Source organism: Pseudomonas sp. 29 (assembly GCF_002754355.1).
In the GTDB taxonomy this organism is placed as follows: Bacteria; Pseudomonadota; Gammaproteobacteria; order Pseudomonadales; family Pseudomonadaceae; genus Aquipseudomonas; species Aquipseudomonas neuropathica.
The window spans coordinates 4,575,489-4,593,633 of sequence record NZ_PEEY01000001.1 but is presented as its reverse complement, the minus strand read 5'-3'; the positions used below and the strand labels follow the sequence as shown (position 1 = coordinate 4,593,633).

Genomic DNA, 18,145 nt, shown 5'->3' with positions numbered 1-18,145 from the left:
AGCAGGCTCGCTCCCACAGGGGAACGCATTCCAATTGTGGGAGCGAGCCTGCTCGCGAAAACGATATCAGCGCCACCGCAAATCAATCGGGTATTAGCGAATCCCCGCCAACAACGTTCGCGCCGTTTGCTTCAAAGGCTCATCGCCTTCCTTGAGTAACTCGTTAAGCAGCGCAATCGCACTGTCGATGTCACCGTCATCAATGCAGGTCTGCGCTTGTTCGAGTTTTCCAGAGTTTTCATCGTGTAGCGGCTCAGCTGCGTGCAAGTCCAACGGTTGCAACACCAGAGACGGCTCGGCATCGGCAAACTCATTGAGAAAATCTTCATCCAGCGGCTCGGCGTCCGGCTCAGGGATCCACTCAAGTTCGGCGTCCTCGCCGGCCGCTTCCGGCAGTTCAAAATCCTGCGGCAGTATTTTCAGGCTGGAGCCCAGCGCCGAGGTGTCTGCCGTTGGCTCAGTAGTGGCCGTGCGGCTGTCTTCCAGATCCCAACTGGAATCCATCGACAGCTCTCCCAGATTCAACTCGAAATCATCTTCAGGTGCCGGTTGGGCCGTGACAGCAGGCGCCAGCGCAATGACGGGCGCCGCCGCGGCCAACGGTGCGGCACCCGCCAGTTTCGGATGTCGAACACGAACGTCCTGTAACGTCTGGGCATCTACGCCTTGTTCACACAACTGACTTTCCTGCTGTTCATACGCGGCGCTGTCACCCTGGCGTCCCAGGACTTCGAGCAACTGCAAACCGATATCGGTGCGCTCCGGCTCCTTGTGCAAAGCGTCGCGCAATAACCCAGCAGCTTCGCCCAAGCGGCCGTAGGCCAGATAGATTGCTACTGCCTCCAGCACATCGCCCGCTGCCGGTTCTTCACGGTGTTGGGTTGAGGTGTGAGCCCTGACAGACTCTGCGTTTTCGACTTCATCTACCTCAGGTTCCTCGCCCTGCGGCAACTGTGGCAGCGGTCGATCAGCCTGTTGCGACTGTTGCCGTCGACGGTGCACAAACAGACCGGCCAAGGCCCCCAGCAACAGCAACAGGCCCCCGAACAATGGCCAGTTCAAACCGTCATCTGTGGACTCGACAGGTACCACAACCGGGGCAGGTGCCGGAGCGACTTCGGTCGGTGGCGGGGCTTTCCTGAGTTCGGTCAATTGCGTTTGCAGCTCAGTAATCTGCTTCTTGCCAGCGGCAATCTGCACATCCTGCGTCTGCAGTTTGGCGTTCAGCTCATCGACGCTCTTTTGCAATTGCTGATTGAGTAAGACACTGGCAGCCAGTTGCTCGGCGAGTGCATCGTTGGCCGGCGGATTTGCAGGCGTTGGCGCGGGCACGGCATCGCGTTTGGCCTGAGGTGCCTGCGGCGCTGCGACAACAGGCTCGACGCTGGGAAACGCGGAAGATTGTGCACGCGGATCCGGTTCATCAGTGGCCGGCACGATACCCGGCGAACCCGGAGGGTCGATCAACACCGTGTACTCACGCAGCAAACGGCCATTGGGCTGATTGAGCTGCACAAGGAAATTCAGAAAAGGTTCGTTGACTGGTTTGCTTGACGTGACCCGGATCATCTGGCGATTACCATGCAGGATCGGGATGAACTTGAGGTCGTTGAGGAAGAACACCCGCTCGACCCTGGCCTCGGCGAATTCATCCGCCGTGGCCAGGCGCACCGTCAGATCGTTTGGCGTCAGCCCGCCAACATCGACCAACGCGATATCGGCCTTGAGCGGCTGATTGAGACCTGAATGAACGGTGATATCACCCAGCCCCACAGCCATCGACCAGGCCGAATAGCTGAATACGCCAGCGGCCAGCAGCCATTTGGCGCCACCGCGCAGTACCACGTGCCGACTTGCGAGCATGAGCATCCCTTAAATAAGCAAAACCGACTTCTATGCGTTCGCACATCCGGTACGAACACGATATTGCCCAGTAGTTCTTATAGTCGGCTCAGCGCGATCTCTCAAAGATACGGCACGTGGATGTGCCTCAAGATTTTTCCAGGTTGCCCAGAATGTGCCCGTGAACCCGCATGCACACCTTCAAATCCGCCTCGTCGACGCCTTCGAACAATTCATGACGCAGTTGTGTGGCAATGGTTTCGATCTGTTCGATCAGTGGCAGGGCCGGTGCACAGAGGACGATTTTTTTCGCCCGGCGGTCTTCCATCACGGACTGGCGTTGCACCAGGCCCTGGCTTTCCAGACTGTCGAGCAAGCGAGCGAGGGTCGGACCTTCGACACCAACGCTCTGCGCCAGCTCACGTTGGGTCGGCGCCTCTTCAAAACGCGCCAGGTGCAGCAGCACCAGCCAGCGCGCCTGGGACAGTCCCAGTCCGGCCAGTCGGCGGTCCAGTTCGGCACGCCAGCCACGGGACATCTGGGCCAGTTGCATGCCAAAGCGGTGTTGATCGGTTAACGGCATAAAACACTCACGGTTAGACTGAAAATAAAGAAAATCTAATTATTAGCCAGCTAAGCATGAGCTGCAGTTATAGGCAAGTGGCGGTCTGTACTGAATCGTTACATCTTGAGAGCCCCTCACCCTAGCCCTCCCGAAACGTCGGACCGCCCGTAGGGAGAGGGGACTGAATGGGGGATGCTTCAGATATTCAGCGACTTGGGAATGCTTTGCTGAATCCGGAATTGGACGGCCCTCACCCTAGCCCTCTCCCAAAGGGAGAGGGCTAGGGTGAGGCTGCTCGGGATATTCAGCGACTTGAACGTGCTTTGGTGAATCCATAATCGACTCGGTTTTTCAGGTCGATGTATGGCGCATGACACCTCGGTCGGCCCCCTCTCCCTTTGGGAGAGGGCTGGGCGGGCGGCGTTCCGATGAGGGCCGGAGCCAAATTACATCTCGAATTCAGACTGCAACGCAGCCCGCACGCAATACAGCACGCCCTCCGGCACACGCCCGGCAAACAGCTCGGCCACTTCGGCGACGGACGGCAACTCGCCCTCACCATCAAGAAACGCGTCCTGCACTTCACCCATCAGCTCTTCCGGCAAATCCAGCGCCTGCTCAAGCGACAACTGCTGCTTGCCGATCGCCTCGGCGAGCATGGTGTAGACGTTCTTTTCCGAGCACTGCAACTGACCGGCGATCTGCAGCGGCGTCATGCCGGCGCGGGCCAGGGTGATCAGTTCGTGGCGCACGTCGGCCACCGCTTTCGGCGCCTCGGCCTCGCCGCCGAGCACTTCGAGGAAGGCATCGCCGTAGCGCTCCAGCTTGCGTGCGCCGACACCGCTGACCCGGGCCATTTCCGCCAGCGAGGTCGGTTGGCTGCGGAGCATTTCCAACAACGTGGAATCGGGGAAGATGACGTACGGCGGCACGCCATGCTCTTCGGCCAACTTGCGCCGCAGGGCGCGCAAGGCTTCCCACTGTTCGCGCTCTTCGCCGCGCACCAGTTGGCTGGCTGGGCTCTTGCTGGCGGTTTTGGCCGTAACCTGCGGTTTGAGATCGCGGCGCAGCTCCAGCGTGACCTCGCCCTTGAGCAATGGCCGGCAACTGTCATTAAGACGCAGACCGCCATAACCTTCGTGATCGACATCCGCCAGACCGCGCGCCACCAATTGACGGAACAGCGAGCGCCACTCGCTCTCGCTCAACACCTTGCCGACGCCCCACACCGATAGATGCTGATGGCCGAAACTGCGGATTTTTTCGTTGTCCTTGCCCAACAGCACATCAACCAGATGACCTACGCCATAACGCTGACCGGTACGGAAAATCGCCGACAATGCCTGACGTGCAGGTTCGGTAGCGTCCCAGGTCTGCACGCCATCGACACAGTTGTCGCAATGGCCACACGGCTCGGGCATGTCTTCATCGAAGTACGCCAGCAGGGTCTGTCGACGGCAGCGGGTCTCTTCACAAAGCGACAGCATGGCGTCGAGCTTGTGTTGCTCCAGACGCTTGTGCCGCTCGTCGCCTTCGGAGTTTTGCAGCATCTGCTTGAGCATCACCACATCTTGCAGACCGTAGGCCATCCACGCATCCGCCGGCAGACCGTCACGGCCGCCGCGCCCGGTTTCCTGGTAATACGCCTCAAGGGATTTCGGCAGATCGAGATGGGCGACGAAACGCACGTTGGGCTTGTCGATGCCCATGCCGAACGCCACGGTGGCGACCATGATCAAGCCTTCCTCGTTGAGGAAGCGCTTCTGATTGAAGGCGCGCAGATCATTGGGCAGACCAGCGTGATACGGCAACGCCGGGAAGCCCTGCTCGCTGAGGAATGCCGCGACTTCCTCGACTTTCTTGCGCGACAGGCAATAGACGATGCCGGCGTCACTGCGCCGCTCGGCGAGGAACGCCAGCAACTGCTTGCGCGGCTGCTCTTTGGGCACGATGCGGTAAAAGATGTTCGGGCGGTCGAAGCTCGACAGGAAGCGCTCGGCATTTTGCAGGTGCAGGCGGGTGACGATTTCTTCGCGGGTGCGCTTGTCGGCGGTGGCGGTCAGGGCGATACGCGGTACATCGGGGAACATCTCTGCCAACTGGCCCAGTTGCAGGTATTCCGGACGGAAATCGTGGCCCCACTGCGACACGCAATGCGCTTCGTCGATGGCGAACAACGCAATGTTCAAGCCTTGCAGGAACGACAGCATGCGCGGCTGTACCAGACGCTCGGGCGCCAGATACAGCATCTTCACTTCGCCGCGCTTGATCCGCGCTGCGAGGTCACGCTGCTGTTCAGCGCTCAGGGTGGAGTTCAGCGCGGCGGCGGCCACACCGAGTTCTTCGAGGGTGGCGACCTGATCGTCCATCAGCGCAATCAGCGGCGACACCACCACCGCCAGGCCATCGCGCAACAGCGCCGGCACCTGAAAGCACAGGGACTTGCCGCCACCGGTAGGCATCAGCACCAGCGCATCACCGCCACTGGCCACGCGCTCAATGATTGCACCCTGACGGCCACGGAAACTGTCGTAGCCGAAGATGTCCTTGAGGACGCGTTGAGCCTGTTCGAGCATAAAAACTCCAAAAATCTACCGATACATCCCTGCGCAGGCTGGTTCAGAACAGCCGGAGCTGCTTAAACAAAACGTAAGAGCGCATTGCACGACAACCGCAATGCGGGCAGGGATCGCAAAACGCGGCAGTATACCCGAGCCCTCCCCTGCACAGGGTGCCGCTGATAAGACACTGATAAACCTGCCACAGGTTTGGCATGTGGCCCGGCAATTGCGGCAAATCTGCCATGCGGCTGGCTTGAGCGCGCAAGAAGGCCTAGAATTCCCGCATTGTTTATTCCCCAAGGTAGCCCCGTAATGTCCTTCGCTGAGCAACTGACCCGCCTGCAAGTTTTCCTCGACGCCGACGAGCTGCATGACGAGGCGCTGGATTACGTGGCCGCTCACGGCTACCTGACCGCGCTGTCGATCTGCGCTGAGGACGTACCGGAGCGTGAGTGGATCGACGCCTTGTTCGCCGAAGAGCCGCACTACAGCAGCGACGCCCAGCGCGAAGAGATCGAAGCCACCCTGATCGGCCTCAAGGCCCACATCGCCCGTCAACTGGCCTCGGATGAAGAGTTCGAGCTGCCATGCGATCTGGATCTGGGCGACGAGCCGGACGATTCCGAACTGCGCGGCTGGTGCATCGGTTTCATGGAAGGCGTGTTCCTGCGTGAAGCCGCCTGGTTCGAAACCGCCGAAGAAGAAGTCAGCGAAATGTTGCTGCCGATCATGGTCGGTTCGGGCCTGTTCGACGAACAGCCGGAATTCGAAGACATCGCCAAGGACGCCAACTTGATGGACGACATGATCGTGCAGATCCCGGAAGCCCTGACCGCGCTGTACCTGCTGTGCCAGGCGCCCGACGAAAAACCGGCGATCCTCAAGCCACGTCACCACTAAGATCCGGCCTATGGACAACCCCATAGGCAACCGCCCCCTGATGTTGCGCTATTTCCTGCTGGCCATCGGCTGGCTCAGCGTAGCATTGGGGGTGATCGGGATTTTCCTGCCCGTCCTGCCCACCACCCCTTTCCTTCTGCTCGCCGCGGCCTGCTTCGCGCGCAGCTCTCCGCGTTTCTATCAATGGCTGGTCGAGCATCCCCGGCTGGGGCCATGGATCCGCGATTACCTCGATGGCAACGGCATACCACTCAAGGGCAAGGTCTACGCGATCGGGCTGATGTGGGCGAGCATTCTGTTTTCCTGCTACCTGGTGCCGTTGCCGTGGGCGCGGGGTTTCATGGTGACCAGTGCGGTGTTGGTGACGGTTTATATTTTGCGGCAGAAGACTTTGCGCAAACCTTGATGCACTAATGGATAGAGGACAGGTATGCACCTCTTTCCAATCACAGTAGAATTTGCGCCAAATCTGATCCTTGGAAACACCACCACTGCCGCAGCCTGGCATCGGTCTACATGGAGGAAAGTCTGTGAAACTGATCAGGCTGGAGCTGGAAAACTACCGTTGTTTCCCATCGCTGACACTTGAACTCGATACTCAGCTGACTTTGTTGGTCGCGCGCAACGGTCAAGGCAAGACAAGTCTGTTGGATGCTATCAAGGTGGCGTTGTGGCCTTACGTTCGCGGGTTTGACCTCGGCAGCACTACCAATGACATCACCGGAATTCATCCGGAAGACGTTTTTTTGCGCCCCCTAAAAGCGCATCAAATGGAACCATCTCTTCCTGCTCGACTGTCTGCTCAAGCAACTCTGCATGGACAAAACTGGGAGTGGACCCGGCGCCGTGAAAGCATTCGTAAAGGCACACAGACCCGCGGTGATGACGCTGCCAACAAGCTTGAGGCAGCAGCCGAAACCCTAGAGGTACAGATTTTCAACCGCGCAGTTTCGGACCAGCCTCCATTCGATTTACCCGTTCTGGCCTACTACGGCACCGGTCGGCTCTGGAGTCAGAAAAAGCTGACCGCTGCATTCGAGAAGGCGGAAAACGCCGAATTTTCCAGGACGTACGCCTACCGCGATTGTCTGGATCCGGCATCCAGTTATAAGCACTTCGCTAAGTGGTACACGCGAATTTTCCGCAGTTACCGCGATGAGCAAATTCGCAACATTGAACGCGGACATCTGAGTATTGATGTCAAGGATGAGTTCGCGCATCCGGTACTGGCTGTCCAGAATGCAGTAAATGCTGTCCTCGCGACTCAAACTGGCTGGAGAAATCTGGCTTACAGTAGTGAGTTTTCCGATCTCGTACTTGAGCATCCAATTCATGGGACGCTGAAAGTCAGCCAACTCAGCGATGGTATCCGCAACATCGTTGCCTTGGCGGCAGATATCGCCTATCGCTGTATAAAGCTAAATCCTCACTTGGGCATTACCGCGCCTCGCCAATGCACGGGTGTGATATTGATCGATGAGGTCGACATGCACCTTCATCCTGCGTGGCAACAAACGGTCATACCTGATCTGCTCGGTGCCTTTCCAAATATTCAGTTCATCGTCACGACACATAGCCCGCAAGTAATCACCTCGGTGAGGGCAAAGTGTATCCGTGTCCTGCACACCGTAACTGAAGACAAATTGCTGCAAGTAAAAATCAGCAATGTCGATCAACAGACCCAAGGGGTCGCCAGTTCACAAGTCTTGGCATACGTGATGGGCATTGATCCCACACCTGACAATGAGCCTTCTCGCAAATTAAGCGAGTACATGGCGCTGATTCAGCAAGATCTGCATAAATCACAACAAGGTTTGGTGCTACGCGAATACCTGAACTTGCATTTTGGTACCCAGCATCCGGACATGCTTGATTGTGATCGGTTGATTCGCCTCGAAACATTCAAACGCAAACAACTGACACAAAAAAAATAAGGAAGTCGGGCGGATGCGAAAACTGATTCGAGGTACGGCTCCAAACTGTCTTGCTCGTTATAGGCATGGAATAAATAAATGGGCTGATGTGACACATGCAGACAAAGAGCAGATCCGCCAGTGTCTTCAAACTATGCAAGATACTCGTTGCGCCTACTGTGAAGCGGATGTCAGCACGATAGGACATTCGCATATCGAGCACTTTCGACAAAGGCACGGATATACCCAAGGTACATTCGAATGGACCAATCTCTTCAATTCATGTTGTCGGGAAGAGGCCTGCGGAAAATTCAAAGACAATTGCCCACCCTACGATCACAAAAGCTTGCTTAAACCTGACGAGGATGATCCGGACGGTTTTTTGCTTTTTATCAGTGACGGCACAATCAGCCCACTCGTTAATCTGGATGACCGGGCGCGGACGCGCGCCGTCGAGACGCTGCGCATATTCAATCTGGACGCGCAAAACGGGGCCTTGCGCGCCATGAGACGAGAGGCAATCCGCCCTCACCAGAAAACGGTTGAGGATCTGATGGCGATAGCCGAAGAACTGTCGCCAGACGATCTTCAGGAGTTTCTGCAAGACGAGATTCAGAGCATCGCCCATTTGCCATTCTCTACAGCCATACGACACACCCTGTCGAAATCTCGGGCTGTTTAAGAGACACCTCCAGACACGCCTTACAGGCTACAAATTCTTGCGCCATTACCTACAGCTACGCCAGAATCCGCCGGCTTGTGTGCCTTGGGGGCGGGTTCTATTGTGGTGCGGTCGCTGAAGAGTCAGCGATCGGGTTTAGCGACCCAAATCTGTAATAGGTGCATCAGCGCTCCATGCTTTGTGGCAGATTCAATGTCTGCAACTTCGCTATGGTGGCTGTATGCGGGAGACCCTCGGGTCTGCCGGGTGCCTATAACCGGTTCGCTAACCTGCGTACAGCCGCCACCTTCCTGTTTAGCGACAGTTCTGGGCGGCTCCACTCTAATAGGAGCTTCACCATGATCAAACCAACACCCAACCCACCCGAAATCGATCTCGCCTCCCCCTACGAATCCCTCGATTCAAAAAAGCTCAACGACGCCGCCGAACGCGCCCTCGATCACTACCTCTGCCCACCCGGTTCGACCCCACCGCCACGCAAAGCCCGCAGGATGTACGCCGTCACCGCAGACTTCAAAAACGAGGAACTGCTGGCCGATGCCAGCGAAACACTCGCCTCAGCCAGAACCATCGCCCATGACTTCGCCCACCTCATACCCGCGTCGCAACGCAGGACGCTGTTGGGGGTCGCGCAATTGATCATGCTCGGGGAGCTGGCGGTGAATCGGGTGATGGATAATCTGGAGTTGCCGCAGTAGGTCAGACAACCGATCGTTCCCACGCTCTGCGTGGGAATGCCTCTTCGGACGCTCTGCGTTCGGCTCTGGAGGGGACGCGGAGCGTCCCGGGCTGCATTCCCACGCAGAGCGTGGGAACGATCACGTGAGGCAGAAAAAACCCGCCGCCCCGGTTGAACGGGGCGGCGGGTTTTGTCGTTTCAGCCCTCAGTTCAAACCGTATCCACCTTCAACGAATGATCATTCAACATCCCGCTGATGATCGTCGCCGTGTCATGCCCACCGGCAACCACGCCGCCCGCCCCTGGCGTCACACCGTAATGGCTGGCGAGGTTGACGCCGGCCAGATCAATCGTCTGGTTCGGCGTGGCGCCGGCCATGGCGCTGACGTCGATGCTGGTGAGCAGCGAGGCGCCGCTGCCAGTGACGGTGAAGTGCAGGTAGTCATCCAGTGAGGCGGTGGTGCCGTTTTCGCCTTGCAGCAGTTGCGACAGGTCGAGCTTGTCGGTGCCGGGGGTGAAGTCGGTGATCAGGTCATGGCCGCTGTTACCCTTGAGCCACTGGAAGGTGTCGGCCCCTGCGCCACCGGTCATGGTGTTATTGCCCATGCCGCCGATCAGCAGGTCATCACCGCCACCACCGTTGAGGATGTCGTTACCCAGGCCACCGTTGATCACGTTGTTATTGTTGTCGCCGGTCAGGGTGTCATTGAAGTTCGAGCCGACGAGGTTTTCGATGCCGGTCAGGGTGTCCGTCCCCGCGCCGACGGTGTTTTGCGCACCGAGCAGACCGAGGTTGACCGTGACCCCGGCGGTGGCGTGGGCGTAGCTGGCGGTGTCGATGCCGGTACCTCCGTCGAGCAGATCATTGCCCGGGCCGCTGTAGAGCAAGTCGTTGCCGGCGCCGCCGTGCAGTTCGTTGTTGCCGGAACCGGCGGTGAGCACATCGTTGCCGTCGCCCGCGTTGAGGATGTTGTCGCCGGTGCCGGCTACCAGCACGTCATCCCCCGAGGTGCCGGTGAGGGTGTGGCCGTCCTGATAGCTGATGGTCACGTTGGCCGTGTCGCTGCCGCCGTGGTTGTCGTTGGCGGTGTAGCTGCCGTGGAAGTCCGGGGTGAGATCGTGGGCCCCGGCGTAATTGACTGTCATGGTCAGTTGGTAGTTTTCCGCCGCATTCGGGTTACCGCCACTGGTATTGCTGATGTTGGTGACGTGGATCTGGTAGGTGCCATCGGCGCTGGCGGTGATGGTGCCGCCATCGGCAATCGCGACAAACGCGCCACCGTTGAGCGAATACTCCAGGGTGACGTGCCCGGCCGCCAGGTTGTGATCCAGGTTCAGCGTTTCGCCCTGTTTCAGTTTGACCGTGATCAGGTCTTCATCGTTGGCATTGGCGTTGGTCACCGCGCCGAGGTAGCCGCTGATCACCAACACCGCGGTCATCGCTGCGGTGTTGGCGGCGAAGGCATTGCGCACATCGGCCAGGGTCTGGTTGGCGGCAGTGTTGCTGTTGCCGTTGAACGTGATCGCACCGGTGCCGGTGAAGTCCGCGCCCTTCGCTATCCAACCAGTATTGAAGGTGGTCGGTGTGGCGTTGAGCGTATCGCCATTCGGATCGGTGTCGTTGGCCAGCAGCAACTCGCCCGGCACCACGATGTTGCTCGACAACACGTTGGTGATGACGTGATCGTCCACCGCCACGGGTGGCGCGTTGGGGATCACTTTCACGGTCAGCGTCGAGCTGGCGAGGTCGCCGTCGTTGTCGCTGAGGGTGAAGCCGATGTTCTCGGTAATCACCACCGCCGTGGTTTTCTGCGAGGTGTAGCTGTAGTCGCCGGTGTCGAGGTTGATCACCAAGGTGCCGCTGTTGTTGGTGGCGATGCTCAACGTGTTGTTTACGGTGTTAAAGGTGCCATGGTTGACGCCACCGGTGGCGGTCAACGAGCCTTGGCCACTGAGGGCTTTCGGATCGTAGGTGTAAGTGGTGCCGTCAACGACAATGGATTTGATGAAGCCGCCATCGGCGCCGAAGGTACCGCCCTCGCCCAGCAACGAACCGGTGACCGGCGCGCCTTCTACGGTGCCGGACAGCACCGAGTTGAGCTGATTGAGATCGGTAACCACCACCGCGTTGGTGTTGGTGTGGGTGATGCCGTCGTACGCCAGCGGATCAAGGTTGGCGTTACTCACGCCGCTGCCCAGGCCAATCGCGTAGTTCTTGATGTTGTTGGCATCGAGGAAGTTTTTCAGCGCGGCTTCATCAGCGGCGTTGATGTCGCCCTCGTTGGGTTTGCCGTCCGAGAAGAAGTAACCGACGTTCTGTGCCCCGGTGAGTTTGCCCGAGGTGTTGAACGCGGTTTGCATGACCGCCACCGCGGCGTCGTAGTTGGTGCCGCCACCCGCCGACAGACCGGCGAGAATCGTCTTCGCGGTCGCCACATCGACCCATACCGACGTTCTGTCAGTGGCGTTGCTGCTGAAGGTGACGAGCTGGACTTTGACATCGCCGAGGTCATCGTACTTGTCGAGCAAGGCACTGATCGCCTGCTTGGCCAGGTCCAGCCGCGACAGGCCCGGCACACCGGAGGCGTCGGCCATACTGCCGGAGATATCGAGCACGATGAGCAGGTTGGAATCGATCTCCACCGCCGCTACCGAACGATCCGAGGCCACCGCTTTTGGTACGTCATCGACGATGTTCACCACAAGGCTGCTGGTGGTGCTGTTGCCCAGTGCATCGGTGGCTTTGTAGGTGAAACTTTCGCTCAGGGTGTTCGCCCCGTCGTTGGCGCTCGGCGAGGTTTTCGGCGCCGAGGTCAGCGTGTAGGTGTAGGTGCCGTCGGCGTTGAGCTGGATCTGCCCGTAGCTGCCGGTGGCGCTGCCGACCAAGGTGTAGGTGATCGCGCCCGTACCGCCGGTAACTGCGCCGACCAGCGTGCCAGTCGCGGTTTCACCGGTGTTGCTCGGATCGCTGCCGGTGACCGTACCGGCAGCCAGATCCTGGCCGTCCTTGGTCAGGTCGAGGGCTTTTTCATAGACCGTTACGTCCTGATCGACCGAGGCCACCAGCTTGCTGTCGGCAACGTTGATGGTGATGGTCGTGGTGCTTTCATCGCCGTCGCTGTCGCGAATGGTGTAGGTGAAAGTGTCGGTGGCGCCGGGTGGGCTCACCGAGTTCGGGTTGCTGTGATAGACGGCGTTGCCCGCCGCATCAAGGGTCAGGAAACCGAAGTTGCCGTTGATGTTGCTGTTGAGGCCGCCGATGGCCGAAGTGCCGGTGTTGCTGCCGGCGCGCACGCCGACCACCGAGGCTGCGCCATCGGCGCCGCTGATGTCATTGCCCAACACGCTGATGTTGACCGTACCACCCTCCGCCACCGAGCCGGTGTCGGGTTTGGCGGTCGGCAGGTCATCGATGATGTTGACGTTGATCTGACCATTGGCAGTGCTGCCATCGGTGTCCGTCGCCACCACGTTGAAGTTCTCGGTGAGGCTGTTGGCACCGTTGGCGTTCGGATGGGTTTCGTTGTCGACCAGGGTGTAGCTGTAACTGACCACGCCAGTGGCTGGGTTGTAACCGGTGACGGTGAAGGTGCTGCCCAGCGGCGAGACGACGGATTGCGGGAAGCCTGCGGCGACACCGTTGGTGACCACGGCAATGCCGCCGACGGTGAGGGTTTGCAGACCATCAAGCGCCGTGACGGTGAAGGTGCCGCTCTGGGTCAGTGCCGGAGTGTCGGGGCTGGTGCCGTCGCTGAGGTTTTTCTCGAAGACGGTGAGCTCGCCGCCGTTGACGTCGAGGCCGTTGAGCACCACCGGATCGTCGTTGTTGTGGATGTTCAGCACCAGGTTGGCGGTGCTGGTGTCGCCGTCGGCATCGGTCAGGGTGTAGGTGAAGGTTTCGGTACCGTTGCCGCCGCCGTGCAGGTTTTTGAAGTCGGCATCGTTGGGGTTCAGCGTGTAGGTGTACGTGCCGTTGGCGTTGAGCACCAGCGTGCCGTAAGTGCCGGTGAACGTGCCGGCGGTGATCGGCCCGGCATTCGGTCCGGTCGCGACCACATCGGCGCCTTGCACATCGTTGGTCAGCACATTGCCGGTCAGGGTCAGTTGCGTTTCCGAGGCGCTGTTGGCGTTGCTATCGTTCATCGCCTTGGGCACGTCATCGACGATGCTGACAACGATGGTGCTGGTGACAACGTTGCCCAGCGAATCGGTGGCCTGATAGGTAAAGGTTTCGCTCAGGGTATTGGCGCCGTCGTCGGCATGCGGCGTGGTGCTCGCCGGCGAGGTCAGGGTGTAGGTGTAAGTACCGTTGGGGTTGAGGACGATCTGCCCGTAGTTGCCGGTGGCGCTGCCAACCAGCGCGTAGCTGATCGCGCCGACGGCGCCGGTGACCGCGCCGACCAGGGTGCCGGACGCAGTTTCGCCGGTACTGGTCGGGTCGCTGCCGGTAACCGTACCGGGCGCCAGATCTGCGCCGTCCTTGGTCAGGTCCAGCGCTTTCTCGTAAACGGTGACGTCAGTGTCGCTGGTCGCGTACAGCTTGCTGTTGGCGACATCGATGGTGATGGTGGTGGTGCTTTCATCACCGTCGGAATCGCGCACGGTATAGGTGAACACATCCACCGCGCCCGGGCCGTTCACCGCGTTGGGGTTGCTGTGATAGACCGCGTTGCCATTGGCATCCAGGGTCAGGTAGCCGTAGGTGCCGTTGATGTTGCTGTTGAGGCCGCCGATGGCCGAAGTCGAGGTGTCGGCGCCTGCGCGCACGCCGACCACGGCACCGGTCACGGCCGGGCCGTCGGCGCCGCCAATGTCATTGTCCAACACATTACCGCTGACCGTGCCGCCCTCCGCCACCGACGCGGCGTCAGGATGGGCGCTGGGTAAATCATCGACGATATTGACGTTGATCTGGCCGCTGGCCGTGCTGCCATCGGTGTCCGTCGCCACCACGTTGAAGTTCTCGGTGATGCTGTTGGCGCCGTTGGCGTTCGGATGGGTTTCGTTGTCGACCAGGGTGTAGCTGTAACTCACCACACCGGTCGCCGGGTTGTAACCGGTGATGGTCAACGTGCTGCCCAACGGCGTGACGATCGATTGCGGGAAGCCTGCGGCCACGCCGCCGGTGACCACGTTGATGCCGCCCACGGTCAGGGTTTGCAGACCGTCGAGGGCGGTGACGGTGAAGGTGCCGCTCTGGGTCAGCGCCGGAGTGTCGGGGCTGGTGCCGTCGCTGAGGTTTTTCTCGTAGACGGTAAGTTCGCCGCCGTTGACGTCGAGGCCGTTGAGGTAGACCTGATCGTCGTTGTTGTGGATGTTCAGCACCAGATTGGCAGTGCTGGTATCACCGTCCGAATCAGTGATGGTGTAGGCGAACGTCTCGGTGCCATTGCCGCCGCCGTGCAGGTTTTTGAAATCGGCATCGTTGGTGTTCAGCGTGTAGGTGTACGTGCCGTTGGCGTTGAGCACCAAGGTGCCGTAGGTCCCGGTGAAAGTGCCCGGGGTTACCGGCCCGGTCGGTACACGATCGGCGCCTTGCACATCGTTGGTCAGGACGTTGCCGGTCAGGGTCAGCAAGGTTTCCGATGCGGTGCCGGCGTTGCTGTCATCCACCGCTTTTGGCAGGTCATCGACGATGTTCACATCGAGGGTGGCATTGGCGGTGGTGCCGTTGTCATCGACCACGGTGACGGCGAACTGCTCTGGCAGATTGTTCGCACCGTTGGCGGTTGGGTGCGCTTCGTTGTCGACCAGGGTGTAGCTGTAGCTGACCACGCCGGTGGTGGCGTTGAAACCGGTGATGGTCAGCGTGCTGCCGAGTGGCGTGGTGACCGATTGCGGGAAGCCTGCCGCTACGCCATTGGTAACGACAGCAATGCCACCGACAGTCAGGGTCGTGACGCCATCAAGTGCGGTGATGGTGAACGTGCCGCTTTGGGTCAACGCGGTGGAATCCGGTGCGCTGCCGTCGCTGAGGTTTTTCTCGTAGACGGTGAGTTCACCGCCATTCACGTCGAGGCCGTTGATGATCACCGGATCGTCGTTGTTGTGGATCTGCAGAACGAGATTCGCCGTGCTGGTATCACCGTCGGAATCGGTGATGGTGTAGGCGAACGTCTCGGTACCGTTGCCACCGCCGTGCAGGTTTTTGAAGTCGGCGTCATTGGTGTTCAACGTGTAGGTGTAGGTGCCGTTGGCGTTGAGTACCAAGGTGCCGTAAGTCCCGGTGAAGGTGCCCGGAGTTATCGGTCCAGTCGGTACGCGGTCGGCGCCTTGCACATCGTTGGTCAGGACATTACCGGTCAGAGTCAGCAAGGTTTCCGACGCGGTGCCGGCGTTGCTGTCATCCACGGCTTTTGGCAGGTCATCGACGATGTTCACGTCGAGGGTGGCATTGGCGGTGGTGCCGTTGTCATCGACTACGGTAACGGCGAACTGCTCAGGCAGATTGTTCGCACCGTTGGCGGTGGGGTGCGCTTCGTTGTCGACCAGGGTGTAGCTGTAGCTGACCACGCCGGTGGTGGCGTTGAAACCGGTGATGGTCAGCGTGCTGCCGAGTGGAGTGGTTACGGATTGTGGGAAACCTGCCGCTACGCCATTGGTAACGACAGCAATGCCACCGACAGTCAGCGTCGTGACGCCATCGAGTGCGGTGATGGTGAACGTGCCGCTTTGGGTCAACGCGGTGGAATCCGGTGCGCTCCCGTCAGTGAGATTTTTCTCGTAGACCGTCAGTTCTCCGCCTTCGACGTTCAGGCCATTGATGACCACTGGATCGTCATTGTTATGGATCTGCAAAACCAGATTCGCCGTGCTGGTATCACCATCCGAATCGGTGATGGTATAGGCGAAGGTTTCCGTGCCATTACCGCCACCGTGCAGGTTTTTGAAGTCGGCATCGTTGGTGTTGAGCGTGTAGGTGTAAGTACCGTTGGCGTTGAGTACCAAGGTGCCGTAAGTCCCGGTGAAGGTGCCGGCCGTGATCGGGCCGGCACTTTCGTTGGTCACCACGCGGTCGGCGCCTTGCACGTCGTTGGTCAAAACGTTGCCAGTCAGAGTCAGCAAGGTTTCCGATGCAGTTCCGGTGTTGCTGTCATCCACGGCTTTTGGCAAGTCGTCGACGATGTTCACATCGAGGGTGGCATTGGCGGTGGTGCCGTTGTCATCGACCACGGTGACGGCGAACTGCTCTGGCAGATTGTTCGCACCGTTGGCGGTTGGGTGCGCTTCGTTGTCGACCAGGGTGTAGCTGTAGCTGACCACGCCGGTGGTGGCGTTGAAACCGGTGATGGTCAGCGTGCTGCCGAGTGGCGTGGTGACCGATTGCGGGAAACCTGCCGCTACGCCGTTGGTAACGACGGCGATGCCACCGACAGTCAGGGTCGTCACGCCGTCCAGCGCAGTGATGGTGAACGTGCCGCTTTGGGTCAGCGCGGTGGAATCCGGTGCGCTGCCGTCAGTGAGATTTTTCTCGTAGACCGTCAGCTCGCCGCCTTCGACGTTCAGGCCATTGATGACCACTGGATCGTCGTTGTTGTGGATCTGCAGAACGAGATTCGCCGTGCTGGTATCACCGTCCGAATCGGTGATGGTGTAGGCGAAGGTTTCCGTGCCATTACCGCCACCGTGCAGGTTTTTGAAGTCGGCGTCATTGGTGTTCAGCGTGTAGGTGTAGGTGCCGTTGGCGTTGAGTACCAAGGTGCCGTAAGTGCCGGTGAACGTGCCTGGCGTAACGGGACCGGTGGGCACACGGTCGGCACCTTGCACGTCATTGGTCAGCACATTGCCGGTCAGCGTCAGTTGAGTCTCTGAAGCCGTACCATTGCTGTCATCGAACGCTTTCGGCACGTCGTCGGTGATGTTGACGTCGAGCGTGCCGGTCGCGGTGTCGCCATTACTGTCACCGGCAATCACCGTGAACTGTTCGCTGAGGTTGTTCGCGCCATCGCCGGCCGCGTGGCTTTCATTGCCGTTGAGGGTGTAGCTATAACTGACCACGCCGGTCGCCGGGTTGTAACCGGTGATGGTCAGGGTGTTGCCCAGTTGCGTGGTGATCGATTGCGGGAACCCGACCGCTACGCCGCCGTTGATCAGGTTGATGCCGCCAATGCTCAGGCTGGTCAGACCGTCCGGCGCCGACACAGTGAAGCTGCCGCTTTGCGTGAGGGCGCCAGGATTGGCCGCCGAGCCGTCAGGCAGATTGGCTTCATTGAGATTGAGTTCGCCACCAGCCACATCCAGGCCGGTAAGGGTTACCGGATTGTTGACCGGTGGCGGCACCACGACTGCCGGGGTGTTGTCGCCGTTGTCGATCACCGCGTTGTGGCGTTCTTCAGGGAATTCGGGAATACCGCCGAACCCGGCGGTAGGGAAACCGATGATCGGGTCGACCCGGCCGCCGACTTCGGTCAGCAAGACAAAACTGTGGCCGCCGCCCAATTCACCCGGCGCCCCGCCCGGGGCATTCGGGCCGGCGGCAGTGGCTTCGGCGTTTTTGCTCGGGTCATCACCGGCGGCGATGGCTTTCTGGATTTGCTCAACGTCAGTCAGTTGCGCTTCGCTCGGGGTCACCGCCTCTGGCGCATTTACGTGCGCCGCTTGATCGGCCAGCAATTGGCCGGTCATGGTCAGGCTGCTGTCACGGCCCAGGGTCAGTTCCTGGCCGTTTTGCAGATGAACGGCGACGGCGCCTTCTGCGCCGGTGATCAGTTGATCGCCGGCAAACAGGCGATCCCCCTCAACCAGTGCGCGTTTAGTGCCGTCGGCTGACTGGGCGAAAACCTGGCCAATGACTTTGGTGACTATCCCGATGAGCGTTGCCATGTGAAATCCTCCGCTGCCGACCACCGTCGGCACTGGTAAGCGAAGCAGCCCATGGCTCAATCGGGTTGTTGGAGGCGACGCTCGCACCTTCAACAGTTCGTTTCGCAGGTGGCTTATTCCGGAAACATCAGTGCTATCAAGCACTTCCGCATCCTGATCAAAGCCATACGCCTACTAACG

Annotated in this window: 9 protein-coding genes; 5 read left to right on the top strand and 4 right to left on the bottom strand. The window is 59.7% G+C overall.

Annotation, left to right across the window (positions count from 1 at the left end):
* Positions 1-93: 93 nt before the first annotated feature.
* From CLU80_RS21280 to recQ, 3 genes are all read right to left on the bottom strand, one after another.
* The gene (locus CLU80_RS21280) at positions 94-1,863 is read right to left on the bottom strand and encodes a motility hub landmark protein FimV (protein ID WP_099759395.1); all 1,770 of its coding nucleotides are present in this window, start codon (positions 1,861-1,863) and stop codon (positions 94-96) included.
* A gap of 127 nt (positions 1,864-1,990) precedes the next feature.
* On the bottom strand, positions 1,991-2,425 hold the full coding sequence (locus CLU80_RS21275) for a MarR family transcriptional regulator (protein WP_016984207.1): 435 nt from the start codon (positions 2,423-2,425) through the stop codon (positions 1,991-1,993).
* 428 nt (positions 2,426-2,853) lie between these two features.
* Positions 2,854-4,983: a DNA helicase RecQ gene (gene recQ, locus CLU80_RS21270; protein ID WP_099758313.1), complete on the bottom strand. Its 2,130-nt coding sequence runs from the start codon at positions 4,981-4,983 to the stop codon at positions 2,854-2,856.
* 297 nt (positions 4,984-5,280) lie between these two features.
* On the opposite strand from recQ, the gene CLU80_RS21265 reads away from it, so the two are divergent.
* The 5 genes from CLU80_RS21265 (at position 5,281) to CLU80_RS21245 (ending at position 9,161) form a co-directional block, all read left to right on the top strand.
* Positions 5,281-5,868 (top strand): UPF0149 family protein, encoded by a 588-nt coding sequence (locus CLU80_RS21265; protein ID WP_099758311.1) that lies wholly within the window; start codon positions 5,281-5,283, stop codon positions 5,866-5,868.
* A 10-nt stretch (positions 5,869-5,878) separates the two neighbouring features.
* The gene (locus tag CLU80_RS21260) at positions 5,879-6,274 is read left to right on the top strand and encodes a YbaN family protein (protein ID WP_099758310.1); all 396 of its coding nucleotides are present in this window, start codon (positions 5,879-5,881) and stop codon (positions 6,272-6,274) included.
* A gap of 124 nt (positions 6,275-6,398) precedes the next feature.
* Positions 6,399-7,802, top strand: a complete 1,404-nt coding sequence (locus tag CLU80_RS21255) for an AAA family ATPase (RefSeq protein WP_099758308.1) — start codon at positions 6,399-6,401, stop codon at positions 7,800-7,802.
* A 13-nt stretch (positions 7,803-7,815) separates the two neighbouring features.
* Positions 7,816-8,463, top strand: a complete 648-nt coding sequence (gene ptuB / locus CLU80_RS21250; RefSeq protein WP_099758307.1) for a retron Ec78 anti-phage system effector HNH endonuclease PtuB — start codon at positions 7,816-7,818, stop codon at positions 8,461-8,463.
* Between the two features lie 338 nt (positions 8,464-8,801).
* A complete protein-coding gene (locus CLU80_RS21245; RefSeq protein ID WP_099758306.1) occupies positions 8,802-9,161 on the top strand; it encodes a DUF6124 family protein in 360 nt (119 codons plus the stop codon).
* 191 nt (positions 9,162-9,352) lie between these two features.
* Here the strand turns inward: CLU80_RS21245 and CLU80_RS21240 are convergent, their stop codons facing one another.
* Positions 9,353-17,965: a retention module-containing protein gene (locus CLU80_RS21240; protein ID WP_099758305.1), complete on the bottom strand. Its 8,613-nt coding sequence runs from the start codon at positions 17,963-17,965 to the stop codon at positions 9,353-9,355.
* Positions 17,966-18,145 lie beyond the last annotated feature (180 nt).